Source organism: Streptomyces sp. CA-111067 (genome assembly GCF_050956065.1).
Taxonomy (GTDB): domain Bacteria; phylum Actinomycetota; class Actinomycetes; order Streptomycetales; family Streptomycetaceae; genus Actinacidiphila.
Genome location: NZ_CP192103.1, coordinates 1,697,707 through 1,723,303, shown reverse-complemented (window position 1 = coordinate 1,723,303; position 25,597 = coordinate 1,697,707). Strand labels below are relative to the sequence as shown.

21 protein-coding genes are annotated in these 25,597 nt (G+C 71.5%); 14 read left to right on the top strand and 7 right to left on the bottom strand.

Annotated elements, in window-relative coordinates; genetic code table 11:
- Positions 1–22: 22 nt before the first annotated feature.
- Positions 23–679 (bottom strand): MBL fold metallo-hydrolase, encoded by a 657-nt coding sequence (locus ACQPW6_RS07535; protein WP_433888756.1) that lies wholly within the window; start codon positions 677–679, stop codon positions 23–25.
- Positions 680–879: 200 nt separating this feature from the next.
- Between ACQPW6_RS07535 and uvrA the strand changes: the two genes are divergently transcribed.
- From uvrA to ACQPW6_RS07480, 11 genes are all read left to right on the top strand, one after another.
- A complete protein-coding gene (gene uvrA, locus ACQPW6_RS07530; protein WP_433888755.1) occupies positions 880–3,963 on the top strand; it encodes an excinuclease ABC subunit UvrA in 3,084 nt (1,027 codons plus the stop codon).
- Between the two features lie 151 nt (positions 3,964–4,114).
- Entirely contained in the window at positions 4,115–4,531 is a 417-nt protein-coding gene (locus tag ACQPW6_RS07525) for a Rieske (2Fe-2S) protein (protein WP_433888754.1), read from the top strand.
- 56 nt (positions 4,532–4,587) lie between these two features.
- On the top strand, positions 4,588–6,723 hold the full coding sequence (uvrC, locus tag ACQPW6_RS07520) for an excinuclease ABC subunit UvrC (RefSeq protein WP_433888753.1): 2,136 nt from the start codon (positions 4,588–4,590) through the stop codon (positions 6,721–6,723).
- Positions 6,720–7,724, top strand: a complete 1,005-nt coding sequence (gene rapZ / locus ACQPW6_RS07515) for an RNase adapter RapZ (protein WP_433888752.1) — start codon at positions 6,720–6,722, stop codon at positions 7,722–7,724. Before uvrC ends, rapZ begins: the two co-directional genes overlap by 4 nt.
- A complete protein-coding gene (locus ACQPW6_RS07510) occupies positions 7,721–8,728 on the top strand; it encodes a gluconeogenesis factor YvcK family protein (RefSeq protein WP_433888751.1) in 1,008 nt (335 codons plus the stop codon). Before rapZ ends, ACQPW6_RS07510 begins: the two co-directional genes overlap by 4 nt.
- On the top strand, positions 8,719–9,696 hold the full coding sequence (gene whiA, locus ACQPW6_RS07505) for a DNA-binding protein WhiA (RefSeq protein ID WP_433888750.1): 978 nt from the start codon (positions 8,719–8,721) through the stop codon (positions 9,694–9,696). Before ACQPW6_RS07510 ends, whiA begins: the two co-directional genes overlap by 10 nt.
- Positions 9,697–9,867: 171 nt before the next feature.
- The gene (gene gap / locus ACQPW6_RS07500) at positions 9,868–10,872 is read left to right on the top strand and encodes a type I glyceraldehyde-3-phosphate dehydrogenase (RefSeq protein WP_433888749.1); all 1,005 of its coding nucleotides are present in this window, start codon (positions 9,868–9,870) and stop codon (positions 10,870–10,872) included.
- Positions 10,873–11,022: 150 nt separating this feature from the next.
- Positions 11,023–12,237, top strand: a complete 1,215-nt coding sequence (locus tag ACQPW6_RS07495; protein ID WP_433888748.1) for a phosphoglycerate kinase — start codon at positions 11,023–11,025, stop codon at positions 12,235–12,237.
- A 7-nt stretch (positions 12,238–12,244) separates the two neighbouring features.
- Entirely contained in the window at positions 12,245–13,027 is a 783-nt protein-coding gene (gene tpiA, locus ACQPW6_RS07490; RefSeq protein WP_433888747.1) for a triose-phosphate isomerase, read from the top strand.
- Positions 13,028–13,160: 133 nt separating this feature from the next.
- The gene (gene secG / locus ACQPW6_RS07485; RefSeq protein ID WP_433888746.1) at positions 13,161–13,397 is read left to right on the top strand and encodes a preprotein translocase subunit SecG; all 237 of its coding nucleotides are present in this window, start codon (positions 13,161–13,163) and stop codon (positions 13,395–13,397) included.
- A 170-nt stretch (positions 13,398–13,567) separates the two neighbouring features.
- Positions 13,568–13,903 carry an RNA polymerase-binding protein RbpA gene (locus tag ACQPW6_RS07480; RefSeq protein ID WP_073497103.1) on the top strand — a complete coding sequence of 112 codons (336 nt, stop codon included), beginning with the start codon at positions 13,568–13,570 and terminating at the stop codon, positions 13,901–13,903.
- 47 nt (positions 13,904–13,950) lie between these two features.
- Here ACQPW6_RS07480 and ACQPW6_RS07475 read toward each other — a convergent pair whose 3' ends face one another.
- Positions 13,951–14,817, bottom strand: coding sequence for a MurR/RpiR family transcriptional regulator (locus tag ACQPW6_RS07475; RefSeq protein ID WP_433888745.1), 867 nt, complete (start codon positions 14,815–14,817; stop codon positions 13,951–13,953).
- 108 nt (positions 14,818–14,925) lie between these two features.
- On the opposite strand from ACQPW6_RS07475, the gene ACQPW6_RS07470 reads away from it, so the two are divergent.
- From ACQPW6_RS07470 to pgi, 3 genes are all read left to right on the top strand, one after another.
- A complete protein-coding gene (locus tag ACQPW6_RS07470; protein WP_433888744.1) occupies positions 14,926–15,915 on the top strand; it encodes an N-acetylglucosamine kinase in 990 nt (329 codons plus the stop codon).
- Positions 15,916–16,080: 165 nt separating this feature from the next.
- On the top strand, positions 16,081–16,845 hold the full coding sequence (locus ACQPW6_RS07465; protein WP_433888743.1) for a sugar isomerase domain-containing protein: 765 nt from the start codon (positions 16,081–16,083) through the stop codon (positions 16,843–16,845).
- Between the two features lie 85 nt (positions 16,846–16,930).
- Entirely contained in the window at positions 16,931–18,589 is a 1,659-nt protein-coding gene (gene pgi, locus ACQPW6_RS07460; RefSeq protein ID WP_433888742.1) for a glucose-6-phosphate isomerase, read from the top strand.
- A 76-nt stretch (positions 18,590–18,665) separates the two neighbouring features.
- On the opposite strand, the gene pgl is transcribed toward pgi, so the two are convergent.
- The 5 genes from pgl to tkt all read right to left on the bottom strand — a co-directional run bounded on the left by pgl (position 18,666) and on the right by tkt (position 25,324).
- The gene (pgl, locus tag ACQPW6_RS07455; protein WP_433894456.1) at positions 18,666–19,406 is read right to left on the bottom strand and encodes a 6-phosphogluconolactonase; all 741 of its coding nucleotides are present in this window, start codon (positions 19,404–19,406) and stop codon (positions 18,666–18,668) included.
- Between the two features lie 38 nt (positions 19,407–19,444).
- The gene (gene opcA / locus ACQPW6_RS07450; RefSeq protein WP_433888741.1) at positions 19,445–20,491 is read right to left on the bottom strand and encodes a glucose-6-phosphate dehydrogenase assembly protein OpcA; all 1,047 of its coding nucleotides are present in this window, start codon (positions 20,489–20,491) and stop codon (positions 19,445–19,447) included.
- Entirely contained in the window at positions 20,488–21,993 is a 1,506-nt protein-coding gene (gene zwf, locus ACQPW6_RS07445; RefSeq protein WP_433894455.1) for a glucose-6-phosphate dehydrogenase, read from the bottom strand. Before zwf ends, opcA begins: the two co-directional genes overlap by 4 nt.
- Before the next feature lie 88 nt (positions 21,994–22,081).
- Positions 22,082–23,200, bottom strand: coding sequence for a transaldolase (gene tal / locus ACQPW6_RS07440; RefSeq protein WP_433888740.1), 1,119 nt, complete (start codon positions 23,198–23,200; stop codon positions 22,082–22,084).
- Between the two features lie 36 nt (positions 23,201–23,236).
- Positions 23,237–25,324, bottom strand: a complete 2,088-nt coding sequence (gene tkt, locus ACQPW6_RS07435) for a transketolase (protein ID WP_433888739.1) — start codon at positions 25,322–25,324, stop codon at positions 23,237–23,239.
- Between the last annotated feature and the right edge of the window lie 273 nt (positions 25,325–25,597).

Below are 25,597 nucleotides of genomic sequence, written 5' to 3'. Positions count from 1 at the left end.
GCCGTGCCACCGGGCCCGGAGGCTACCAGCCGCGGGCGCGCCACTCCGCGAGGTGGGGGCGCTCCGTGCCGAGGGTGGTGTCGTTGCCGTGGCCGGGGTAGATCCACGTCTCGTCCGGGAGGGCGTCGAAGAGTTTCGTGGTGACGTCGTGCAGCAGCGAGTCGAAGGCCGCCGGGTCCTTGAAGGTGTTTCCCACGCCACCGGGGAAGAGGCAGTCTCCGGTGAACGTGTGGGGGTGGCCGTGCGGGTCGTCGTAGGTCAGCACGATGCTGCCGGGGGTGTGGCCGACCAGGTGGCGGGCGGTGAGGGCCACCCGGCCCACCTGGATGGTGTCGCCGTCCTCCACCGGCACGTCGGTGCGCACCGGGATGCCCTCGGCGTCGTGACGTCCCGCGTAGGTGCGTGCGCCGGTCGCGGCCACCACCGCGCTCAGCGCCTGCCAGTGGTCGCCGTGCCGGTGGGTGGTGACGACGGAGGCCAGGCCGTCCGCGCCCACCACCTCAAGCAGCGTCTCCGGCTCGGCCGCCGCGTCGATCAGCAGCTGCTCGCCGGTGGCGCGGCAGCGCAGCAGGTACGCGTTGTTGTTCATCGGGCCGACCGCGGCCTTGGTGATGATCAGGTCTTCGAGTTCGTGCACGTCGGGGGTGCCGCCGACCGTCACTTGTCCGCTGTACGCCATGACGCCAAGCCTAGCCGCGCGTCACACGATCGGGTGAGGTTGGCGGCGCGTGGCCGGAAATCGAATGTGCGTGCTATAAGGTCGGGATGTCGCCGTCGGAAGAAATCCCGGGGGCTCCCCGTTTACGCTGACTGTGGGGGCGTCCCCATTCCCCCCTCTCCGCTTCCATGAAACCGCTTCTATGAAAGGTGCGCACTGGCGTGGCCGATCGACTCACCGTTCGTGGCGCTCGCGAGCACAACCTGAAGAACGTGTCGCTTGACCTGCCCCGTGACTCGCTCATCGTGTTCACGGGCCTGTCCGGCTCGGGCAAGTCCTCCCTCGCGTTCGACACGATCTTCGCCGAGGGCCAGCGCCGGTACGTCGAGTCGCTCTCGTCCTACGCCCGGCAGTTCCTCGGCCAGATGGACAAGCCGGACGTGGACTTCATCGAGGGGCTGTCGCCGGCCGTCTCGATCGACCAGAAGTCCACCTCGCGCAACCCCCGCTCCACCGTCGGCACCATCACCGAGGTCTACGACTACCTGCGGCTGCTCTTCGCCCGGATCGGCAAGCCGCACTGCCCCGAGTGCGGCCGGCCGATCTCCCGGCAGTCCCCGCAGGCCATCGTCGACCGGGTGCTGGAGCTGGAGGAGGGCAGCCGCTTCCAGGTGCTGTCGCCGCTGGTGCGCGAGCGCAAGGGCGAGTTCGTCGACCTGTTCGCCGACCTCCAGACCAAGGGCTACAGCCGGGCCCGGGTGGACGGCGCCACGATCCAGCTCAGCGACCCGCCCAAGCTGAAGAAGCAGGAGAAGCACACCGTCGAGGTGGTCATCGACCGCCTCACCGTCAAGGAGGGCGCCAAGCGCCGCCTCACCGACTCGGTGGAGACCGCGCTCGGGCTGTCCGGCGGCATGGTGATCCTGGACTTCGTGGACCTGCCGGAGGACGACCCGCAGCGCGAGCGGATGTTCTCCGAGCACCTGTACTGCCCGTACGACGACCTGTCCTTCGAGGAGCTGGAGCCGCGCTCCTTCTCCTTCAACTCGCCCTTCGGCGCCTGCCCCGACTGCACCGGCATCGGCTCCCGGATGGAGGTCGACCCCGAGCTGATCGTGCCCGACGAGGAGAAGTCGCTCGACGAGGGCGCGGTCGCGCCGTGGAACGGCGGCATGTCCAAGGGCTACTTCGAGCGCCTGGTGGACGGCCTCGCCCAGGAGCTCGGCTTCCGGACCGACATCCCCTGGGCCGGGCTGCCGGTGCGCGCCAAGAAGGCGCTGCTGTACGGCCACAAGTCGCAGGTCAGGGTCGCGTACAAGAACCGGTACGGCCGCGAGCGGGTGTACAACGCGCAGTTCGAGGGCGCGATCCCGTTCGTCAAGCGCCGCCACCAGGACTCCGAGAGCGACTCCAGCCGGGAGCGCTTCGAGGGCTACATGCGCGAGGTGCCCTGCCCGACCTGCCGGGGCAGCCGGCTCAAGCCGATCGTGCTCGCCGTCACCGTCCAGGACCGGTCCATCGCCGAGATCTCGGCGATGTCGATCAGCGACTGCGCGGAGTTCCTCGGCGGGATGAAGCTGGACGCCCGGGACCGGAAGATCGCCGAGCGGGTGCTCAAGGAGGTCAACGAGCGGCTGAAGTTCCTGGTCGACGTCGGCCTGGACTACCTCTCGCTGAACCGCGCCGCGGGCACCCTGTCCGGCGGCGAGGCACAGCGCATCCGGCTGGCCACCCAGATCGGCTCCGGCCTGGTCGGCGTGCTGTACGTACTGGACGAGCCGTCCATCGGCCTGCACCAACGCGACAACCACCGGCTGATCGAGACCCTGGTGCGGCTGCGCGACCTGGGCAACACCCTGATCGTGGTCGAGCACGACGAGGACACCATCAAGACCGCCGACTGGGTGGTCGACATCGGCCCCGGCGCCGGCGAGCACGGCGGCCATGTGGTGCACTCGGGCTCGCTGAAGGAGCTGCTGGTCAACGACGAGTCGCTGACCGGCCAGTACCTGTCGGGCAAGCGCTTCATCGCGACCCCCGCCACCCGCCGGCCGATCGACCGCGACCGGCTGCTGACCGTGCACGGCGCCCGCGAGCACAACCTGCAGGACATCGACGTGTCCTTCCCGCTCGGGGTGCTCACCGCGATCACCGGTGTCTCGGGGTCCGGCAAGTCCACGCTGGTCAACGACATCCTGTACACCCACCTGGCCCGCGAGCTGAACGGCGCCCGCAGCGTCCCCGGCCGGCACACCCGGGTGGAGGGCGACGACCTGGTGGACAAGGTCGTGCACGTCGACCAGTCGCCGATCGGCCGCACCCCGCGGTCCAACCCGGCCACGTACACCGGTGTGTTCGACCATGTGCGGCGGCTCTTCGCGGAGACGATGGAGGCGAAGGTCCGCGGCTACCTGCCCGGCCGCTTCTCCTTCAACGTCAAGGGCGGCCGCTGCGAGAACTGCTCCGGTGACGGCACCATCAAGATCGAGATGAACTTCCTGCCGGACGTCTACGTGCCGTGCGAGGTCTGCCACGGCGCGCGGTACAACCGGGAGACCCTGGAGGTGCACTACAAGGGCAAGTCCATCGCCGAGGTGCTGGACATGCCGATCGAGGAGGCGCTGGAGTTCTTCGAGGCGGTGCCGGCCATCGCCCGCCACCTGCGCACCCTCAACGAGGTCGGCCTCGGCTACGTACGGCTCGGGCAGTCCGCGCCGACGCTGTCCGGCGGCGAGGCGCAGCGCGTCAAGCTCTCCGCCGAGCTGCAGAAGCGCTCCACCGGCCGGACCGTCTACGTCCTGGACGAGCCGACCACCGGTCTGCACTTCGAGGACATCAGCAAGCTGATCAACGTCCTGTCCGGGCTGGTGGAGAAGGGCAACACGGTGGTGGTCATCGAGCACAACCTCGATGTCATCAAGACCGCCGACTGGGTGATCGACATGGGCCCCGAGGGCGGCAACGGCGGCGGTCTGGTGGTCGCCGAGGGCACCCCGGAGCAGATCGCCGGCATCCCGGCCAGCCACACCGGCAAGTTCCTGCAGGACGTGCTGAGCGCGGACGCGGTCAGCGAGGCCGCCGCCGTACCCCCGCAGAAGAAGCGCACCCCGGCGAAGTCTCCGGCGAAGTCCGCGACGAAGGCCCCGGCGAAGACCGCTGCCAAGTCCGTCGCGGCCAAGAAGACCGCCGCCAAGACGGTCGCCGCGAAGACGACCGCCAAGACGACCGCGAAGGCCGCCACCAAGACGGCGGCCAAGGCCCCGGCCAAGAAGGCGGCGCCCCGGAAGCGGGCGGCCAAGGCATAGCGCGGGGCGCCCCGCGGCGGCACGGCGGGGCGCCCGGCAGACATACAGGACGGGGACGTAGGGTTCGGTCGCGAGAGTGACCCACCCGCGTCCCCGGCGCAGGAGTGCGTATGACCGGCCGGGAGCACGTAAGACCAGCCCAGGAGTACGTATGACCAGCGCAACGCCCGCCCGCCGCCGTACCGTTCTGCAGGGTGCCGCGCTGGCCGGGGCCGCCGGGGTCGGCCTGACCGCCTGCGGCGGCAAGAAAGGCGCCGACGGGCCCACCAAACCGGTGGACCTCGGCGCGTCGAGCGCGGTGCCGGTCGGCGGCGCCAAGCTCTACCGCGAGGACAAGGTGATCGTGGCCCAGCCGACCAAGGGCGCGTTCAAGGCGTTCAGCGCGGTCTGCACCCACCAGGGCTGCGTGGTGGACCAGCTCCAGGGCACCACCGTCACCTGCCCGTGCCACGGCAGCCAGTTCGACGCGGCCACCGGCGCCGTCGTCCAGGGCCCGGCGTCCAAGCCGCTGCCCGCGGTCCCGGTGAAGGCCGCCGGCGGCAAGCTCACCGCGGGCCCGGCAAGCTGACCCGAGGTCCCGGACCCGCACCTGATTTGTCACATCTCGCCAGTAGGGTGGGAGACATGGCAGACCCCAGCAGCTACCGACCGAAGCCGGGCCAGATCCCGGACTCTCCCGGGGTCTACAAGTTCCGGGACGAGCACCGCCGGGTGATCTACGTCGGCAAGGCCAAGAGCCTGCGGCAGCGGCTGTCGTCGTACTTCCAGGACCTCACCAACCTGCACCAGCGCACCGCCACCATGGTCACCACGGCCGCCTCCGTGGAGTGGACCGTGGTCGCCACCGAGGTCGAGGCGCTGCAGCTCGAATACTCCTGGATCAAGGAGTTCGACCCCCGGTTCAACGTCAAGTACCGCGACGACAAGAGCTATCCGTCGCTCGCCGTCACGATGAACGAGGAGTTCCCCCGGGTCCAGGTGATGCGCGGCCCCAAGCGCAAGGGCGTGCGCTACTTCGGCCCGTACGCGCACGCGTGGGCGATCCGCGAGACCGTCGACCTGCTGCTGCGGGTCTTCCCGGTCCGCACCTGCTCGCCCGGGGTGTTCAAGCGCTCCGCGCAGATCGGCCGGCCCTGCCTGCTCGGCTACATCGGCAAGTGCTCGGCGCCCTGCGTCGGCCGGATCAGCGCCGCCGACCACCGCGAACTGGCCGAGGAGTTCAGCGACTTCATGGCCGGCCACGCCGGCCCCTATCTGCGCCGCCTGGAGCAGCAGATGAAGGAGGCCGCCGCCGAGATGGAGTACGAGCAGGCGGCCCGGCTGCGGGACGACCTGGAGGCGCTGCGCCGCGCCATGGAGAAGAACGCGGTGGTGCTCGCCGACGCCACCGACGCCGACCTGATCGCGGTGGCCGAGGACGAGTTGGAGGCCGCCGTACAGATCTTCCACGTCCGCGGCGGCCGGGTGCGCGGCCAGCGCGGCTGGGTCACCGACAAGGTCGAGGCGGTCGACACCGCGGGCCTGGTCGAGCACGCCATCCAGCAGCTGTACGGGGACGAGCAGGGGGACGCCGAGCAGTCCGGCGGCAGCGGCGGCGTACCCAAGGAGGTGCTGGTCCCGGCGCTGCCCGCGCCGTACGAACCGGTCGCCCAGTGGCTCGCCGAGCGGCGCGGCTCGCAGGTCAGCCTGCGGATCCCGCAGCGCGGCGACAAGAAGGACCTGATGGCCACCGTGCAGCGCAACGCGCAGCAGGCGCTGGCCCTGCACAAGACCAGGCGCGCGTCGGATCTGACCACCCGGTCGCGCGCGCTGGAGGAGATCGCCGAGGCACTCGACCTGGACACCGCGCCGCTGCGCATCGAGTGCTACGACATCAGCCATCTGCAAGGTGACGACGTCGTGGCGTCGATGGTGGTCTTCGAGGACGGCCTGGTGCGCAAGAGCGAGTACCGCCGCTTCCAGATCAAGTCCTTCGAGGGCCAGGACGACGTCCGCTCGATGCACGAGGTGATCTCGCGCAGGTTCCGCCGCTACCTGGCGGAGAAGCAGAAGACGGGGGAGTGGCAGGAGGAGTCCGCCGAGCCCGGCCAGACCACCGGGCCCGGCCAGACCACCGAGCAGGGCCAGACCACCGGGCCCGATCAGACCGGCGAGCCCGCCGGTCCCGCCCCTGCCGCCGCCGAGTCAGGACCGGCCCCGGTGTCCGGCCCGATCGACCCCGACACCGGCCGGCCGCGCAAGTTCGCCTACCCCCCGCAGCTGGTGGTGGTGGACGGCGGCCAGCCGCAGGTCGCCGCCGCCCGCCGGGCGCTGGACGAGCTGGGGATAGCCGATGTGGCGGTCTGCGGCCTGGCCAAGCGGCTGGAGGAGGTCTGGCTGCCCGGCCAGGACGACCCGGTGATCCTGCCGCGGACCAGCGAGGGCCTGTATCTGCTGCAACGGGTGCGGGACGAGGCACACCGCTTCGCCATCGCCTACCAGCGCAGCAAGCGTTCCAAGTCGATGAAGGCCGGCGCGCTCGACGCCGTGCCCGGCCTCGGCGAGACCCGCAGGCAGGCGTTGCTGAAGCACTTCGGTTCGCTGAAGCGGCTGCGGGCGGCCACCATCGACGAGATCTGCGAGGTCCCGGGCATCGGCCGGCACACCGCGGAGACGGTCGCCGCGGCCCTGGCGTCCGCGGCGCCGGCCGCCCCCGCGGTGAACACCGCGACCGGGGAGATCATCGAAAACGACCACGACCAACGGGGGAGCAGCGGATGAGCGAGCAGGACGAACACGATCAGCGGCACGAGGAGCGGCACGACGAGCGGCAGGACAGCCGGCTCGACGGGCAGCAGGAACCGCGGGACGGACAGGACGGTGGCCACATGACCGGTGGCGGAGCGGGAGAGGCCGCGGAGGCCATCCCCGAGCTGGTGATCATCTCCGGCATGTCGGGCGCGGGCCGCAGCACCGCGGCGAAGTGCCTGGAGGACCTCGGCTGGTTCGTGGTGGACAACCTGCCGCCCGCGCTGATCCCCACCATGGTGGACCTGGGCGCCCGCTCGCAGGGCAACGTGGCCAGGATCGCCGTGGTCGTGGACGTCCGCGGCCGGCGGTTCTTCGACAACCTGCGCGAGTCGCTCGCCGACCTGGAGAACAAGAGCGTCAAGCGCCGGGTGATCTTCCTGGAGGCGTCCGACGACGCGCTGGTCCGCCGCTTCGAGTCGGTACGCCGCCCGCACCCGTTGCAGGGCTCCGGCCGGATCGTGGACGGCATCGCGGCCGAGCGGGACCTGCTGCGCGAGCTGCGCGGCGACGCCGACCTGGTGATCGACACCTCCAGCCTCAACGTGCACGAGCTGCGCGCCAAGCTCGACGCGCAGTTCGCCGGCGAGGAGGAGCAGGAGCTGCGCGCCACCGTCATGTCGTTCGGCTTCAAGTACGGCCTGCCGGTGGACGCGGACCTGGTGGTCGACTGCCGCTTCCTGCCCAACCCGCACTGGGTGCCCGAGCTGCGCCCGTTCACCGGGCTCAACGACGAGGTCGCCACCTACGTCTTCAACCAGCCCGGCGCCAAGGAGTTCCTCGACCGGTACGCCGAGCTGCTGCACATCATCGCGGCCGGTTACCGCCGCGAGGGCAAGCGCTATGTGACGATCGCGGTCGGCTGCACCGGCGGCAAGCACCGCAGCGTGGCGATGTCGGAACGGCTCGCGGCCCGGCTGGCCGCCGACGGCGTGGAGACGGTGACGGTACACAGGGACATGGGGCGCGAGTGATCAACACGGGTCGGCGGCGCCGCCCGGTGGGGCGCCGCTCCGGGGCGCAGCCGAAGGTGGTCGCCCTGGGCGGCGGGCACGGCCTGGCCGCCTCCCTCGCCGCGCTGCGCCGGATCACCGGCGACCTGACCGCGGTGGTCACCGTCGCCGACGACGGCGGCTCCAGCGGCCGGCTGCGCACCGAGATGGGCGTGCTGCCGCCCGGCGACCTGCGGATGGCGCTGGCCGCGCTGTGCGGGGACGACGAGTGGGGGCAGACCTGGTCCCGGGTGCTCCAGCACCGCTTCGTCAGCAAGGGCGACCTGCACGGCCACGCGGTCGGCAACCTGCTGATCGTCGCCCTGTGGGAGCAGCTGAACGACGAGGTGGCCGCCCTGGAGTGGGTCGGCAGGCTGCTGGGCGCGCACGGCAGGGTGCTGCCGATGTCCGCGGTGCCGCTCGACCTGCATGCCACCGTCCGCGGCCACGACCCCGACGCGCCGGACGAGATCTCGACCGTACGGGGCCAGGCCACCGTCGCGCTGACCCCCGGAGAGGTGCAGCAGGTGAGCGTGCTGCCCTCCGATCCGCCGGCCGTTCCGGAGGCCGTACAGGCTGTTCTTGACGCCGACTGGGTGGTCCTTGGCCCGGGGTCCTGGTTCTCCTCGGTGATTCCGCATCTACTGGTACCGGAACTGGCGCAGGCCCTGATGACGACCAGGGCGCGCCGGGTACTGACGCTGAACCTGGCCCCGCAGCCGGGGGAGACCGACGGATTTTCTCCGCAGCGTCACTTGGAGGTTTTGGGGCGACACGCCCCTAAACTCACCATCGACGTGGTTCTCGCCGACGAGGCCGCCGTACCCGACCGCGCAAGCCTCGACGAGGCGGCGGAGCGGTTGGGAGGTACGGTCGAGCTGGCCCCGGTCGCCGCCCCCGACGGGCCGCGGCACGACCCGGAGCTGTTGGCCGCCGCGTATGACCGGATTTTTCGTATGCGTGGAAGGATCGGCCCATGGCGATGACGGCAGCGGTGAAGGACGAGATCTCCCGGCTACCCGTCACCCGGACCTGCTGCCGCAAGGCGGAGGTCTCGTCGATCCTCCGGTTCGCGGGCGGTCTGCACCTGGTGAGCGGGCGGATCGTGATCGAGGCGGAGCTGGACACCGGAATCGCCGCGCGGCGGCTCCGCAAGGACATCCTGGAGATCTTCGGCCACTCCTCCGACCTGGTGGTGATGGCGCCCGGCGGGCTGCGCCGCGGCAGCAGGTACGTGGTGCGGGTGGTGGCCGGCGGCGACCAGCTGGCCCGGCAGACCGGCCTGGTGGACGGCCGCGGCCGGCCGATCCGCGGGCTGCCGCCGCAGGTGGTCTCCGGCGCGACCTGTGACGCGGAGGCGGCCTGGCGCGGCGCCTTCCTGGCGCACGGCTCGCTGACCGAGCCCGGCCGCTCGTCCTCCCTGGAGGTCACCTGCCCGGGCCCGGAGGCCGCGCTCGCGCTGGTCGGCGCGGCCCGCAGGCTGCAGATCCCGGCGAAGGCCCGCGAGGTGCGCAACGTGGACCGGGTCGTGGTCCGCGATGGCGACGCGATCGGCGCGCTGCTCACCCGGCTCGGCGCGCATGACTCGGTGCTGGCCTGGGAGGAGCGGCGGATGCGGCGCGAGGTGCGCGCCACCGCCAACCGGCTGGCCAACTTCGACGACGCGAACCTGCGCCGCTCCGCGCGGGCCGCGGTGGCGGCGGGCGCCCGCGTCCAGCGCGCGCTGGAGATCCTGGCCGACGACGTGCCCGAGCACCTGGCGGCGGCCGGCCGGCTGCGGATGGACCACAAGCAGGCGTCCCTGGAGGAGCTGGGCTCGCTGGCGGAGCCGCCGCTGACCAAGGACGCGGTGGCGGGCCGGATCCGCCGCCTGCTGGCGATGGCCGACAAGCGCGCCTCGGATCTGGGCCTGCCGGGCACCGAGGCCAACCTGACCGACGAGATGGTCGGCTGACCCGCACCCCCTCGGCAGCCCGGGCGCGGCCGGGGCCGCCCGCGCGTCGCGGGCGGTGGCTGGGCGGTGTCACTTCCCACAGCCCGGCCGGGTAGGCTCAGGGGTGGTCGGGGACATCCCAAATTTCGCAGCCGGAGTGGGACTCCGGCGACTGAACGAGGAGATCGGTTCGTGACGATCCGGGTAGGCATCAACGGCTTTGGCCGCATCGGTCGTAACTTCTTCCGCGCCGCCCTGGAGCAGGGCGCGGACATCGAGATCGTGGCTGTCAACGACCTTGGTGACACCGCGACGACGGCACACCTGCTGAAGTACGACACCATCCTGGGACGCCTCAAGGCCGAGGTCACCCACACCGCGGACTCCATCACCGTGGACGGCAAGACGATCAAGGTGCTCGCCGAGCGCGACCCCGCCGCCATCAAGTGGGGCGAGCTGGGTGTCGACATCGTGGTCGAGTCCACCGGCATCTTCACCAAGGCGGCCGACGCCGGCAAGCACATCGCCGGCGGTGCCAAGAAGGTCATCATCTCGGCGCCCGCCAAGGACGAGGACATCACGATCGTGATGGGCGTCAACCACGAGAAGTACGACGCCGCCAGCCACCACATCATCTCCAACGCCTCCTGCACCACCAACTGCGTGGCGCCGATGGCGAAGGTGCTGCTGGAGAACTTCGGTGTCGTCAAGGGCCTGATGACGACGGTGCACGCGTACACCAACGACCAGCGCATCCTGGACTTCCCGCACAAGGACCTGCGCCGCGCCCGCGCCGCCGCGGAGAACATCATCCCGACCACCACGGGTGCCGCCAAGGCCACCGCGCTGGTCATCCCGGAGCTCGCGGGCAAGCTCGACGGCATCGCGATGCGCGTCCCGGTGCCCACCGGCTCGGTCACCGACCTGGTGGTCGACCTGGAGCGCGAGGTCACCAAGGACGAGGTCAACGCGGCCTTCCAGAAGGCGGCCGAGGGCCAGCTCAAGGGCATCCTCGAGTACACCGAGGACCCGATCGTGTCCTCCGACATCGTGAACTGGCCGGCCTCCTGCACCTTCGACTCCTCGCTGACCCTGGTCCAGGGCAAGACGGTCAAGGTCATCGGCTGGTACGACAACGAGTGGGGCTACTCCAACCGCCTGGTGGACCTCGCGGTCTTCGTCGGCGAGCGGCTCTGACGCCTCGACTCAGCCGAACCGCAGCGATGTGAGTGACAGGGCCCGGACGGGTGCGATGACGCGCCGGTCCGGGCCCTGTTTTCCGTGCGTAGCCGGCCACCGGCCGGCGGCCAGCCAGCAGTCACCAGCACGTAGGAGAAGACCGCAACGATGAAGACGATCGACGACCTGATCAGCCAGGGGCAGATCGCCGGCAAGCGGGTGTTCGTCCGCGCCGACCTGAACGTCCCGCTGTCCGGCGAGACCATCACCGACGACGGCCGGATCCGCGCCGCCGTACCGACGATCAAGGCGCTGGCCGCGGCCGGCGCCAAGGTGATCGTCGCCTCGCACCTGGGCCGCCCCAAGGGCGAGCCCGACCCGCAGTTCTCGCTCGCCCCGGTCGCCCGGCGGCTGGGCGAGCTGCTCGGCACGGACGTGGCTTTCGCCGCCGACACCGTCGGTGACGGCGCGCGCGCCACCGTGGCAGGGCTGGCCGAGGGCGGGGTGGCGCTGCTGGAGAACCTGCGCTTCAACGCCGGCGAGACCGCCAAGGACGACGCCGAGCGCGGCGCCTTCGCCGACCGGCTCGCCGAGCTCGCCGACGTCTACGTCGGCGACGGCTTCGGTGCGGTGCACCGCAAGCACGCCTCGGTCTACGACCTGCCCGCCCGGCTGCCGCACGCGGCCGGAGGGCTGATCGCCACCGAGGTCGGGGTGCTGAAGAAGCTCACCGAGGACGTCTCGCGCCCGTACGCGGTGGTGCTCGGCGGCTCCAAGGTCTCCGACAAGCTCGGCGTGATCGACCACCTGCTGGAGAAGGCCGACCGGATCCTGGTCGGCGGCGGCATGGTCTTCACCTTCCTCAAGGCCCAGGGCCACGAGGTCGGCAAGAGCCTGCTCCAGGAGGACCAGCTCCCGGTGGTGCGCGAGTACCTGGAGCGCGCGAAGGCCAAGGGCGTGGAGTTCGTGCTGCCGGTCGACGTGATCGGCGCCACCGAGTTCCCCGACCTGAAGACCAAGGCCCCGGCCTCGCCGGTCACCGCCGCGGTGGACGCCATCCCGGCCGACGTGATCGGCCTGGACATCGGCCCGGAGTCCCGCAAGCTGTTCGCCGCCAAGCTCGCGGACGCCGCCACCATCTTCTGGAACGGCCCGATGGGCGTCTTCGAGCACCCGGACTTCGCCGACGGCACCCGTGCCGTGGCGCAGGCGCTGGTGGACTCCGACGCGTTCAGCGTGGTCGGCGGCGGCGACTCGGCCGCCGCGGTCCGCATCCTGGGCTTCGACGAGAACGCTTTCGGCCATATTTCCACCGGCGGCGGCGCCAGCCTGGAATACCTCGAAGGCAAGACCCTGCCCGGTCTCGCCGCACTGGAGAAGTGACCCCGCCATGACTGAGCAGACCCGCACCCCGCTGATGGCGGGGAACTGGAAGATGAACCTCAACCACCTCGAGGCCATCGCCCACGTGCAGAAGCTGTCCTTCGCCCTCACCGACAAGGACTACGCGGTCGTCGAGACCGCCGTCCTGGTGCCGTTCACCGACCTGCGCTCGGTGCAGACCCTGACCGACGGCGACCGGCTGAAGATCAGGTACGGCGCCCAGGACATCTCCGCGCACGACTCCGGCGCATACACCGGGGAGATCTCCGGTCCGATGCTGTCCAAGCTGAAGTGCACCTACGTGGCCATCGGGCACTCCGAGCGCCGGCAGTACCACGGCGAGGACGAGCCGATCGTCAACGCCAAGGTCAAGGCCGCGTTCCGGAACGGCATCACCCCGATCCTGTGCGTCGGCGAGGGCCTGGACGTCCGCAAGGCCGGGCAGCAGGTCCCGCACACCCTGGCCCAGCTCGACGGCGCCCTCAAGGACGTGCCGGCCGAGCAGGCCGCCACCATCGTGGTCGCCTATGAGCCGGTCTGGGCGATCGGCACCGGCGAGGTGGCCACCCCGGAGGACGCCCAGGAGGTCTGCGGGGCGATCCGCGGCCGGCTGGCGGAGCTGTACGACCAGGAGCTGGCCGACGCCGTCCGGATCCAGTACGGCGGCTCGGTCAAGGCCGGCAACGTCGCGGCGATCATGAAGCAGCCCGACGTGGACGGCGCCCTGGTGGGCGGTGCCGCGCTGGACGCGGAGGAGTTCGTCAAGATCGTCCGGTTCCGCGACCAGTAGCCCTGCGGACCGGTCGATACCGGACAGTGGGCTGACAAGGCCCTGAGGAAGTACCCTGTCGGGGCCGGGTCGGCGTCAGCCTGCCGTCCGGCCCCGTGCCTGTAGTCATGTAGTCGAGAGAGTTGGTCCAGCCGTGGTCATCGGGTTCTCCATCGCCCTCATCGTTTTCAGCCTTCTGCTCCTGATGCTGGTGCTGATGCACAAGGGCAAGGGCGGCGGCCTGTCCGACATGTTCGGCGGCGGCATGCAGTCCTCCGTCGGCGGTTCCTCGGTGGCCGAGCGCAACCTCGACCGGATCACCGTCGTGGTCGGCCTCGCCTGGTTCGCCTGCATCGTCACGCTCGGTCTGGTGATGAAGTACCAGAACTGACAGCGGCGTCCTACTCCCGCGTATCCAGGCAGAGCTGACGCCCCGTCGCCAACGCGACTTATCATGGAACGGCGCCTTGGGATACGGTGCCCTTTCCCGCCGACGCGGGGCTGGACCGGTCTCCGTACACTGGGCGACCTCGCAGCACCATCACGCAGGGAGTTACGACCGTGGCAAGTGGCAACGCGATCCGTGGCAGCAGGGTCGGGGCGGGGCCGATGGGAGAGGCCGAGCGCGGCGAGTCCGCGCCTCGTCTGCGGATCTCCTTCTGGTGCTCCAACGGGCATGAGACCCAGCCGAGTTTCGCCAGCGACGCGCAGATCCCGGAGACCTGGGACTGTCCCCGCTGCGGCTTCCCGGCCGGCCAGGACGAGGAGAATCCGCCGGCCCCGCCGCGGACCGAGCCCTACAAGACCCACCTCGCCTACGTACGGGAGCGGCGCTCGGCCGCCGACGGCGAGGCGATCCTCGCCGAGGCGCTGGCGAAGCTGCGCGGCGAGATCTGACGCCCCGCGCCCCGCGCACCCCTGCCCTGTACACCTCGCCATAGGGCTCAGCGGCGGCGCGGGCGGGCGGCGTGCCGGTCCGCGATGTGCGCCGTGAGCGCGATGGCCGCGGTCGCCCGCTCGTAGGTCAGCTGGGCGACCCGCGCGTAGAGGCAGTCCACGATCAGCAGCACCGAGTGCCGGGTTCCGAAGTTGCCGCGCCGGAAGCTGGTCTCCCCCGAGAACGAGGTCAGCCGCACATCGGCGGCCTGCGCGATCGGCGACCGCGGGTCACCGGTGACGGCGACGGTGGCGGCCCCGCGCTCCGCGGCCAGCCGCAGCGGGTCGAGCACCTCCCGGGTGGCCCCCGAGTGCGAGACGGCGACCACCGCGTCCGAGGGTGTCAGCAGCGCGGCGGAGGTCTCGGCCGCGTGCACCTCTGTCCAGGCGTGTGCCGCGCAGCCGATGCCGAACAGCCGGGCCTGCGTCTCGCGGGCCACGATGCCGGAGCCGCCGACCCCGTAGACATCGATCCTGCGGGCCCCGGCGAGCGCCTGTGCGGCCCTTTCGAGTGCCTCCCGGTCGAGCAGGTCGGCGGTGTGCCGCAGCGCCCGCAGATCGGCGTCCGCCACCACCGCGATCACCTGCTCCAGGTCGTCCCCCGGGCCGATCCGCGGCCCGAGCGCGGCCGGGCTCGGCACCACCTCGCTGCGGCCCTGCTCCTGCGCCAGCTCGATCAGCAGCTGCTGGTACGAGTCGAGGCCGATCGCCCGGCAGAACCGGGTCACGGTGGCCTGCGAGGTGCCGGTACGGCGGCCCAGCTCGGCCGCCGAGCCGTGGGTGGCGGCCACCGGGTCGGCGAGCACCAGCTCGCCCACCTTGCGCAGCGATCCGGACATCCGGGGGAGTTCGGAGCGGATCAGGGCGGTGATCACGGCGGGCTCCTCTCGTACGGTGCCGGCGCCGGTGGAGCCGGTCTCGGCCGGCAGCGGGGGCGGCCCGGGTCTTGTGCCCGGTGAATCCATCAACCACCATGCAGGGCGATGACTGAAACTTACAGCCAATCGCTGGTGGTCGGCATCGATGCGGGCGGCACCCGCATCCGGGCCTGCCTCGCGCCGGCCGCGCCCGGCGGCGCCCCGCTCGGCCACGGCACCGGCGGCCCCGGCAACCCGCTGAGCGTCGGCCGCGCCGACCTGACCCGGCACCTGGGCGCCGCGCTGGCCGGTGCCGTGCCGCCCGGGCAGCGCGCCGCGGTGGCCGCGGTGCACGGCGGCTTCGCCGGCGCGGCGCCCGGGCTCGGCCCCGAGCGCGGCGAGGAGCTGGCGCTGTCCTGCCTGAAGGACGCGCTGGCCGCGGGCGGGTTTCGCCCGGCCGCGGTCGCCATCGGCGGCGACACCGACATCGCGCTGGCCGCGGCGCCGGGCGCGCCCGCCGACGGCCTGGTGCTGGTCGCGGGCACCGGCGCCATCGCCGCCCGGCTGTCCGGCCGGCGGCGCGAACTGGTGGTGGACGGCCACGGCTGGCTGCTCGGCGACGAGGGCAGCGGCTTCTGGCTGGGCGACCGGGCGGTGCGGGCCGCGCTCGAAGCGCTGGACGGCCGCGGGCCGTGGACCGCGCTGGTGGACGCGGTCGCCGCGCACTACCTGAGCGCGCCGGAGTACCAGGCGCCGGCCGACCGACTCGGTCCCGTGCAGCGGCACCTGCTCGCCGAGTCGATCGTCTCCGCCGCGTACGACCGGGCCCCGGTGCTGCTCGCGCTGCTCAGCCCGGTGGCCTTCGCGGCGGCGGACACCGGTGACGCGGTGGCCGGGCGGCTGCTCGACCGGGCCGCCGACCTGCTGGCCGGCTCGGTACGGGCGCTGGGGCCGCGGCCGGGGGAGCCGCTGGTGGTGACCGGCGGGCTGCTCGGCCCGGGCGGGCCGCTGCTGGGCCGGGTGGCGGACCGGCTGGACGGGCTGGGTCTGCGGCTCTTCCCGGTGCCTGACGGCGCTGCGGGAGCGGCGGCGCTGGCCAGGCTGCTGCTGGAGTGAGGCCGCGACTGATGCCCGTGCGGGAGCCCCGGCGTACGGGAACGGTCGTCCGCGAGCCGGTATAGGGGAGCGTATTGACCTGACCGGTGGTTCATTGTTTCATCGAACCGTCGGCTCGGTGGTTGACTGAGCCCGTACCGCCCACTCCAGCAAGGGGGCTCGGCCATGGCCGAACCACAGCTCAGCGCCGCTCGGTTCGCCGACGAGAGCCGCGCCGCCGCGGACCGCGCGATCGAGGCCAACAAGGCCACGGTGGCCGCCGCCGCCCGGCTCTTCGCCGACTGCGTCGCCGCCGACGGCGTCGTCCACGGCTTCGGCACCGGCCACTCCCAGGCCACCGTCCTGGAGATCGTCGGCCGGGCCGGCGGCCTGATCCCCACCAACCGGATCGGCCTGGCCGACCTGGTACTGCGCGGCGGCGAGGACCGGTCGGTGCTCGCCGACCCGCTGCTGGAACGCTCCCCGGGCCTGGCCAGGCGGCTCTACGAGCTGGCCGCGCCGCACCCGCAGGACCTGTTCGTGATCGTCTCCAACTCCGGGGTGAACAACTCGGTGATCGACATGGCGCTGCTGGTCAAGGAGGCCGGCCACCCGCTGATCGCGCTGACCTCGCTGACCCACACCCGGGCGGTGCCCGCGCTGCACCCCAGCGGCGAGCACCTGGCCGACCTCGCCGACGCCGTCCTGGACAACTGCGCGCCGGCCGGCGACGCGCTGCTGCCGCTGCCCGACGGCGGCGCGCTCTGCGGGGTGTCCACGATCACCTCCGCGCTGCTGGTGCAGATGGTCGTCGCCGAGGCCGTCGGCCTGCTCACCGCCGAGGGCAGGCAGGCGCCGGTCTACATCTCCGCGAACCTGCCCGGCGGCTACGAGCGCAACGCCCTCCTGGAGGAGCACTACGCGGGCCGGCTGCACCGGGGCGGCTTCTGACGGCGGCGCAGGGGTGCCGCATCTCGTTTCCCGCGCGCCATCAATTAGTTTGGTCCTGTCGCGATTGACGAGGAGAAGTGGACTGATGTCCGAAACCAATGCGCAGGGCGCCCAACGGCTTGATCAGCGTCCCGAATGGCACGCGCTCGGCAAGCACCGGGAGGAGCTGGCGGGGACCGGGCTGCGCGAGCTGTTCGCGGACGACCCGGCCAGGGCCACCCGTTACACCCTGGAGGTCGGCGACCTCCACCTGGACTACTCCAAGCATCTGGTGACCGACGACACGCTCCGGCTGCTGCGCGAACTGGCCGTCGCCACCGGCGTGTTCGAGCTGCGGGACGCGATGTTCCGCGGCGACCGGATCAATGTCACCGAGGACCGGTCGGTGCTGCACACCGCGCTGCGCGCGCCGCGCTCCGCGGTGATCGAGAGCGACGGGCAGGACGTCGTCCCCGCGGTGCACGCCGTGCTCACCAAGATGGCGGTGTTCACCGACCGGATCCGCTCAGGCGAGTGGACCGGCCACACCGGCCGGCCGATCAAGAACATCGTCAACATCGGCATCGGCGGCTCCGACCTCGGCCCCGCCATGGCCCACGAGGTGCTGCGCACCTACACCAGGCGTGACCTGACGGTCCGTTTCGTGTCCAACGTCGACGGCTCCGACCTGCACGAGGCCGTCCGCGACCTGGACGCGGCCGAGACGCTGTTCATCATCGCGTCCAAGACCTTCACCACCATCGAGACCATCACCAACGCCACCGCCGCCCGCAACTGGCTGCTGACCGAGCTGCGGGCCGACGAGAGCGCGGTCGCCAAGCACTTCGTGGCGCTGTCCACCAACGCGGAGAAGGTCTCCGACTTCGGCATCGACACCCAGAACATGTTCGAGTTCTGGGACTGGGTCGGCGGCCGGTACTCCTACGACTCGGCCATCGGGCTGTCCCTGATGATCGCCATCGGCCCGGACCGGTTCCGCGAGATGCTGGCCGGCTTCCACCTGGTGGACGAGCACTTCAGGACGGCGCCGGCGGAGCGGAACGTGCCGCTGCTGCTCGGGCTGCTCGGCGTCTGGTACGGCAACTTCCACGACGCGCAGTCGCACGCCGTGCTGCCGTACAGCCACTACCTCAGCCGGTTCACCGCGTACCTCCAGCAGCTCGACATGGAGTCCAACGGAAAGTCGGTCGACCGGGACGGCAACCCGGTCACCTGGCAGACCGGCCCCGTGGTGTGGGGCACGCCCGGCACCAACGGGCAGCACGCCTACTACCAGTTGGTGCACCAGGGCACCAAGCTCATCCCGGCGGACTTCATCGGCTTCGCCCGGCCGATCGCCGAACTCGGCCCGCTGGCCGGGCAGCACGACCTGCTGATGGCCAACTTCTTCGCCCAGACCCAGGCGCTGGCCTTCGGCAAGACCGCGGAGGAGGTCAAGGCGGAGGGCGTGCCGGACGAGCTGGTCCCGCACAAGACGTTCCGCGGCAACCACCCGACGAGCACGATCCTGGCGACCGAGCTCACGCCTTCGGTGCTGGGCCAGTTGATCGCGCTCTACGAGCACAAGGTGTTCGTGCAGGGCGCGATCTGGAACATCGACTCGTTCGACCAGTGGGGCGTGGAGCTCGGCAAGGTCCTCGCGAAGCGGGTCGAGCCGGCTCTCTCCGAAGGCACGACGGTGCCGGGCCTCGACGCCTCCACCACGGCCCTGGTCGCCAAGTACCGCGAGCTGCGCGGCCGCTGATCCCTCGCCTCCCGCTGGGGGAGCGCTTCAAGGGGCGCGGGGAACAGATCCCCGCGCCCCTTGTGTGATGCCGGGGTTATGAGATGGACGGCGGGTACATCTCCGGGGGGAGCTTCGCCGCGGCCGCGCGGTCCAGGAGCCACAAGGTGCGGGAGCGTCCAAAAGCTCCCGACGCCGGGGCCTGGACCTCGCCGGGGGAGGACAGCGCGAGGGCGACCGCGCCGGCCTTGTCCTCGCCGGCCGCGAGGAGCCATACCTCGCGGGCCGCGCGAATCGCCGGCAGGGTCAGCGAGATCCGGACCGGCGGCGGCTTCGGCGAGCCGTGCACGCCGATCACCGTACGCTTGGTCTCCCGGACCCCCGGGTGCTCCGGGAAGAGCGACGCCACATGCGTGTCGGGCCCGACGCCGAGCATCAGCACGTCGAACGCCGGCACCCGCGCGTGGTCCTCAGGACCGGCCGCGGCGGCCAGATCCGTCGCGTAGGCCGCCGCGGCGGCCTCCACGTCGGAGCCGTACCCGCCGTCGGACGGCGGCATGGCGTGCACCCGGCGCGGATCCAGCGGCACCGCGTCGAGCAGCGCCTCCCTCGCCTGGGTGACATTGCGCTCCGGATCGCCGTCAGGCAGAAAGCGCTCGTCGCCCCACCACACGTCCAGCCGCGCCCAGTCCACCGCGTCGCGTGCGGGGGACTCGGCGAGCGCGGCCAGCAGCGCGTTCCCGTTGCGGCCGCCGGTGAGCACCACGGAGGCGGCGCCCCTGGCGGCCTGGGCGTCCACCACCTTGGTGATCAGCCGGGCCGCCACCGCGCACGCCATGAGCTGCGTGTCGCGGTGGACGACCACCTGAGGGGTGCTCACTTGCCGGACCCCGAGCCTGACCCCGACCCGGACCCCGACCCCGCCTTGGCCGCCGCGGCCTTCTTCGCCGGGGTGGCCTTCTTGGCGGGAGCCGGCCCGGAATCGGCCGCGCCGGCCGGTCCGACCAGGTGCTTGACCCCGAACTCCACCGTCGAGCGGTATATGTCGTCGGGGTCGAGCCTGCGCAGCTCCTCGGCGATCAGCTCCGCGGTGTTGCGCCGGTGCAGCGCCACATGCCGGTCGGGCTGACCGGGCACGGCCAGCTCCGCCAGCGCCCCGTCCGCCCGGTCCAGGCAGATGTCGCCGTCGGCGGTGTAGAGCCGTACCGCGGTGATGCCGGGGCCGTCGGAGACCTTGCGCTCCACCTCGACGCCGAGCCGGTCGGCGAGCCACAGCGCCAGCAGCTCGCTGCTCGCGTTGTACGCCTCGCCCTCGACGGCCGCCGCGGTGATGACCGAGTGCTTCTGGTCCAGGGCCGCCGCGAGCATCGAGCGCCACGGGGTGATCCGCGTCCAGGCCAGGTCGGTGTCGCCCGGCGCGTAGCCGGCCGCGCGTACCGCCAGCGAGCCGACCGGGTCCTCCGCGGAGGACGCGTCGGTGATCCGGCGCTGCGCCAGCCGGCCCAGCGGGTCGGCCGCGGCCTCCTCCGGTGCCTGGTCCGGCCACCAGCAGACGACCGGGGCGTCCGGCAGCAGCAGCGGCAGCACCACGGACTCGGCGTGGTTGGCCAGCTCGCCGTGCATGCGCAGCACGACGGTCTCACCGGTGCCGGCCTCCTGGCCGACCACCACCTCCGCGTCCAGCCGGGCGCTGGCCCGGTCCCGCGGCGAGCGCCCCGGCCGCTTGATGACGGCCAGGATCCGCGACGGGTGCTCCCTGGACGCCTCGTGGGCGGCCCGCAGCGCATCGTAGGCGCTGCCCTCGTCGGTGACGATGACCAGGGTCAGCACCATCCCGACCGCCGGGGTGCCGATGGCCCGCCGGGCCTGGATCAGCCCGGCGTTGATGCGTGCGGACGTGGTGTCCGTCAGATCGATCTTCATGGCCGGCGCCAGCTCCTGCCGTCTCGTGCGAGCATCTCGTCCGCCTCTGCCGGGCCCCACGTTCCGGACTCGTACTGGGCGGGCTTGCCGTGCTTGTCCCAGTACTCCTCGACCGGATCGAGGATCGTCCACGAGAGCTCGACCTCCTGGTGGCGCGGGAAAAGGTTGGCGTCACCGAGCAGTACGTCCAGGATGAGCCGCTCGTAGGCCTCCGGGCTGGATTCGGTGAAGGACTCGCCGTAGGCGAAGTCCATCGTGACGTCACGGACCTCGGTGGAGGTGCCGGGCACCTTCGAACCGAACCTGACCGTCACGCCCTCGTCCGGCTGCACCCGGATGACCAGCGCGTTCTCGCCGAGCTCCTCGGTGGCCCCGGACTCGAACGGCAGGTACGGCGCCCGCTTGAAGACCACCGCGATCTCGGTGACCCGGCGGCCGAGCCGCTTGCCGGTCCGCAGGTAGAACGGCACACCGGCCCAGCGCCTGTTGTTGATCTCCAGCTTCACGGCCGCGTAGGTGTCGGTCTTGGACTTGGGGTTGATCCCGTCCTCCTCCAGATAACCGAGCACCTCCTCGCCGCCCTGCCAGGCGTGCGCGTACTGCCCGCGCACGGTGTGCTTGCCGAGGTCGTCGGGCAGCTGCACCGCGCCGAGCACCTTCAGCTTCTCCGCGGTCAGCGCCTTGGGGTGGAAGGAGCCGGGCTCCTCCATCGCGGTCAGCGCCAGCAGTTGCAGCAGGTGGTTCTGGATCACGTCACGGGCGGCGCCGATGCCGTCGTAGTACCCGGCGCGGCCGCCGATGCCGATGTCCTCGGCCATGGTGATCTGCACGTGGTCGACGAACGACCGGTTCCAGATCGGCTCGTACATCGTGTTGGCGAAGCGCAGTGCCAGGATGTTCTGCACCGTCTCCTTGCCCAGGTAGTGGTCGATCCTGAAGACCTCGTTGGGCGGGAAGACGTCGTGCACGATCCGGTTCAGGTCCTGCGCGCTCGCCAGGTCGTGGCCGAACGGCTTCTCGATCACCGCGCGCCGCCAGGAGTCCCCGGTGCCCTGCGACAGCTTGTGCTTCTTCAGCTGCTGCACCACGTCGGGGAAGAACTTCGGCGGCACCGAGAGGTAGAAGGCGAAGTTGCCGCCGGTGCCGCGGGCCTTGTCCAGCTCCTCGATGGTCGACTTCAGCGTCTCGAACGCCGTGTCGTCGTCGAAGTCGCCCTGCACGAAGCGGATGCCCTCGGCGAGCTGCTGCCACACCTCCTCGCGGAACGGGGTGCGCGCGTGCTCCTTGACGGCGTCGTGCACCTCCTGCGCGAAGTCCTCGTTCTCCCAGCTGCGGCGGGCGAAGCCGACCAGCGCGAAGCCCGGCGGCAGCAGCCCCCGGTTGGCCAGGTCGTAGACCGCCGGCATCAGCTTCTTGCGGGACAGGTCGCCGGTCACCCCGAAGATCACCAGGCCGGAGGGCCCGGCGATCCTCGGCAGCCGCCGGTCGAGCGGGTCGCGCAGCGGGTTGGCGCGGCGCGCCTCGGCGAGGGCGTTGTCGTCGTCCGTGGAGTCCGTGGACTCGGTGGTGGAATCGCTGTTCGTGGACAACTCAGGCCTCCGAGGGGGCGAGCCGTTCGAGTTCTGCCTTCGTGGAGTCCAGCAGCTCGTTCCACGCCGCCGCGAACTTCTCCACGCCCTCGTCCTCCAGCACCTGCACCACGTCGTCGTAGCTGACGCCGACGCCGGCGAGGGCGTCGATGTCGGCCTGCGCCTGCGCGTAGTTGCCGCGTACGGTGTCGCCGGTGATCTCGCCGTGGTCGGCGGTCGCGTCGAGGGTCGCCTCGGGCATGGTGTTCACCGTGTTCGGCGCGACCAGCTCGGTGACGTACAGCGTGTCGGGGTAGGCCGGGTCCTTGACGCCGGTCGAGGCCCACAGCGGACGCTGCTTGTTGGCGCCGGCCCGCTCCAGGGCCGCCCAGCGGTCGGAGCCGAAGACCTCCTCGTACGCCTGGTAGGCCAGCCGCGCGTTGGCGACGGCGGCCTTGCCCTTGAGCGCCTTGGCCTCGTCGGAGCCCACCTTCTCCAGCCGCTTGTCGATCTCGGTGTCCACCCGGGACACGAAGAACGAGGCGACGGAGTGGATCTTCGACAGGTCGAGCCCGGCGGCCTTGGCCTTCTCCAGACCGGACAGGTAGGCGTCCATCACCCCGCGGTAGCGCTCCAGCGAGAAGATCAGCGTGACGTTGACGCTGATGCCCCTGCCGGTGACCTCGGTGATCGCCGGCAGGCCCGCCCGGGTCGCCGGGATCTTGATCAGCGTGTTCGGCCGGTCCACCAGCCAGGCCAGCTGCTTGGCCTCGGCGACGGTGGCCGTGGTGTCGTGCGCCAGCCGCGGGTCGACCTCGATCGAGACCCGGCCGTCCTGGCCGTCGGTGGCGTCGAAGACCGGCCGCAGGATGTCCGCCGCGTCGCGGACGTCCGCGGTGGTGATCATCCGCAGCGCCTCCTCGACGGTGAGCCTGCGCGCCGCGAGGTCGGTCAGCTGGCCGTCGTAACCGTCGCCCTGGGAGATCGCCTTCTGGAAGATCGACGGGTTGGTGGTGACGCCGACCACGTGCTGCTGGTCCATCAGCTCGGCCAGGTTGCCCGAGGTGATGCGCTTGCGGGAAAGGTCGTCAAGCCAGATCGCGACGCCTTCGTCGGAGAGGCGCTTGAGTGCGTCTGTCATGGGATTTGCATCTCCTGGATTTGTCGGTTGCCTGCGTCAGCGATCAACGGCAGCGAGAGATTCCCGCGCCGCAGTGGCCACCGCGTCCGCGGTGAACCCGAACTCGTGGAACAGCACCTCGGCGGAGGCGGAGGCCCCGAAGTGGTCGAGGCTGATGATCCGCCCGGCGTCGCCCACGAAGCGGTACCAGGTCAGCGCCACGCCGGCCTCGACCGCCACCCGCGCCTTGACCGAGGGCGGCAGCACCGAGTCCCGGTACTCCTTGTCCTGCCCCTCGAACCACTCGACACACGGCATCGACACCACCCGGGTCGGCACGCCCTCGGCCTGGAGCTGCTCCCTGGCGCCCACCGCGAGCTGCACCTCGGAGCCGGTGCCGATCAGGATCACCTGCGCCGGGCCGCCCTCGGCCTCGAACAGCACGTAACCGCCGCGCGCGGCGTCCTCGTTGCGCTCGTAGGTCGGCACGCCCTGCCGGGTCAGCGCCAGGCCGTGCGGGGCGCCCTTGCCGATCTCCTTGGTCCAGCGCCGCTGCACCTCGCGCCAGGCGATGACCGTCTCGTTGGCGTCGGCCGGCCGCACCACGTTCAGCCCGGGGATCGCCCGCAGCGACGCCAGGTGCTCCACCGGCTGGTGCGTCGGGCCGTCCTCGCCGAGGCCGATCGAGTCGTGCGTCCACACGTAGGTCACCGGCAGGTGCATCAGCGCGGACAGCCGTACCGCGTTGCGCATGTAGTCGGAGAAGACCAGGAACGTGCCGCCGAAGGCACGGGTGTTGCCGTGCAGCGTGATGCCGTTCAGCTCGGCGGCCATCGAGTGCTCGCGGATGCCGAAGTGCACGGTGCGGCCGTACGGGTCGGCGCCCGGCAGCGGGTTGCCCACCGGCAGGAACGAGTCGTTCTTGTCGATCGTGGTGTTGTTGGAGCCCGCCAGGTCCGCGGAGCCGCCCCACAGTTCGGGCAGCACCGAGGCCAGCGCCTCGATCACCTTGCCGGAAGCGGCCCTGGTGGCAACGGACTTGCCCGCCTCGAAGACCGGCAGGACGTCCTCCCAGCCGGCCGGCAGCTCGACCGCGTCGATCCGGTCGAAGGTCGCGGCCCGCTCGGCGTTGGCGGTCCGCCAGGCGGCGAACGACTTCTCCCACTCGGCGCGCGCCTCACGGCCGCGCTCGCCCACCGCGCGGGTGTGCGCGATCACGTCCTCGGCCACGTCGAACGACTTCTCCGGGTCGAACCCCAGCACCCGCTTGGTCGCCGCGACCTCGTCGGCGCCCAGCGCGGAGCCGTGCGCGGCGCCGGTGTTCTGCGCGTTCGGCGCCGGCCAGGCGATGATCGAGCGGACCGCGACGAACGACGGCCGGCTGGTCTCGGCCTGCGCCGCCTTCAGCGCCGCGTACAGCGCGTGCGGGTCCAGGTCGCCGTTGGGCAGCGGCGCGACCCGCTGGACGTGCCAGCCGTACGCCTCGTAGCGCGCCACGGTGTCCTCGGAGACCGCGGTCTCCGTGTCGCCCTCGATCGAGATGTGGTTGTCGTCCCACAGCAGCACCAGGTTGCCGAGCTTCTGGTGGCCGGCCATCGAGGACGCCTCGGCGGAGATGCCCTCCTGGAGGCAGCCGTCGCCGGCGATCGCCCAGATGGTGTGGTCGAACGGGGAGGCGCCGGGGGCCGCGTCCGGGTCGAACAGGCCGCGCTCGTAGCGGGACGCCATCGCCATGCCCACCGCGTTCGCCACGCCCTGGCCGAGCGGACCTGTGGTGGTCTCGACGCCGGGCGTCAGGCCGTACTCCGGGTGGCCGGGGGTGCGCGAGCCCCAGGTGCGGAACGACTCCAGGTCGGCCAGTTCCAGGCCGTAGCCCGCCATGTACAGCTGGGTGTAGAGGGTCAGGCTGGTGTGCCCGGCGGAGAGCACGAAGCGGTCCCGGCCGGTCCAGTCGGGATCGGCCGGATCGTGCCGCATCAGCTTCTGGAACAGCAGGTACGCGGCCGGCGCCAGGCTCATCGCGGTTCCGGGATGGCCGTTGCCGACCTTCTGCACGGAATCCATGGCCAGCACCCGGGCGGTGTCAACGGCCCGCTTGTCCAGTTCGGTCCACTCAAGGTCTGTGGTGGTCGGCTGCTTGCTCACCCTGGGTCAGGGCTCCTCTCCACATGCTGCGATCTTGAAAAAGCGCCGGTGACAAGGTGTCCCCCCGGCACTGCCGAGCCTACCGCCGAGGGCGCCCACACTTTCGATCCTGCCTCCGTACGCCGTACTTCGCCTCCCGAACGCCGCACTTCGGCAGCCCACGGCGGTGAACAGCTGGTGAAGCGCCCCCGGCAACACGATCCACCCCCGGAAGCGGGCCGGGTATTCCCTGCGTCTAGAGTGGCGTGGTAAGCGCAAGCCCCGCCCGGCCCC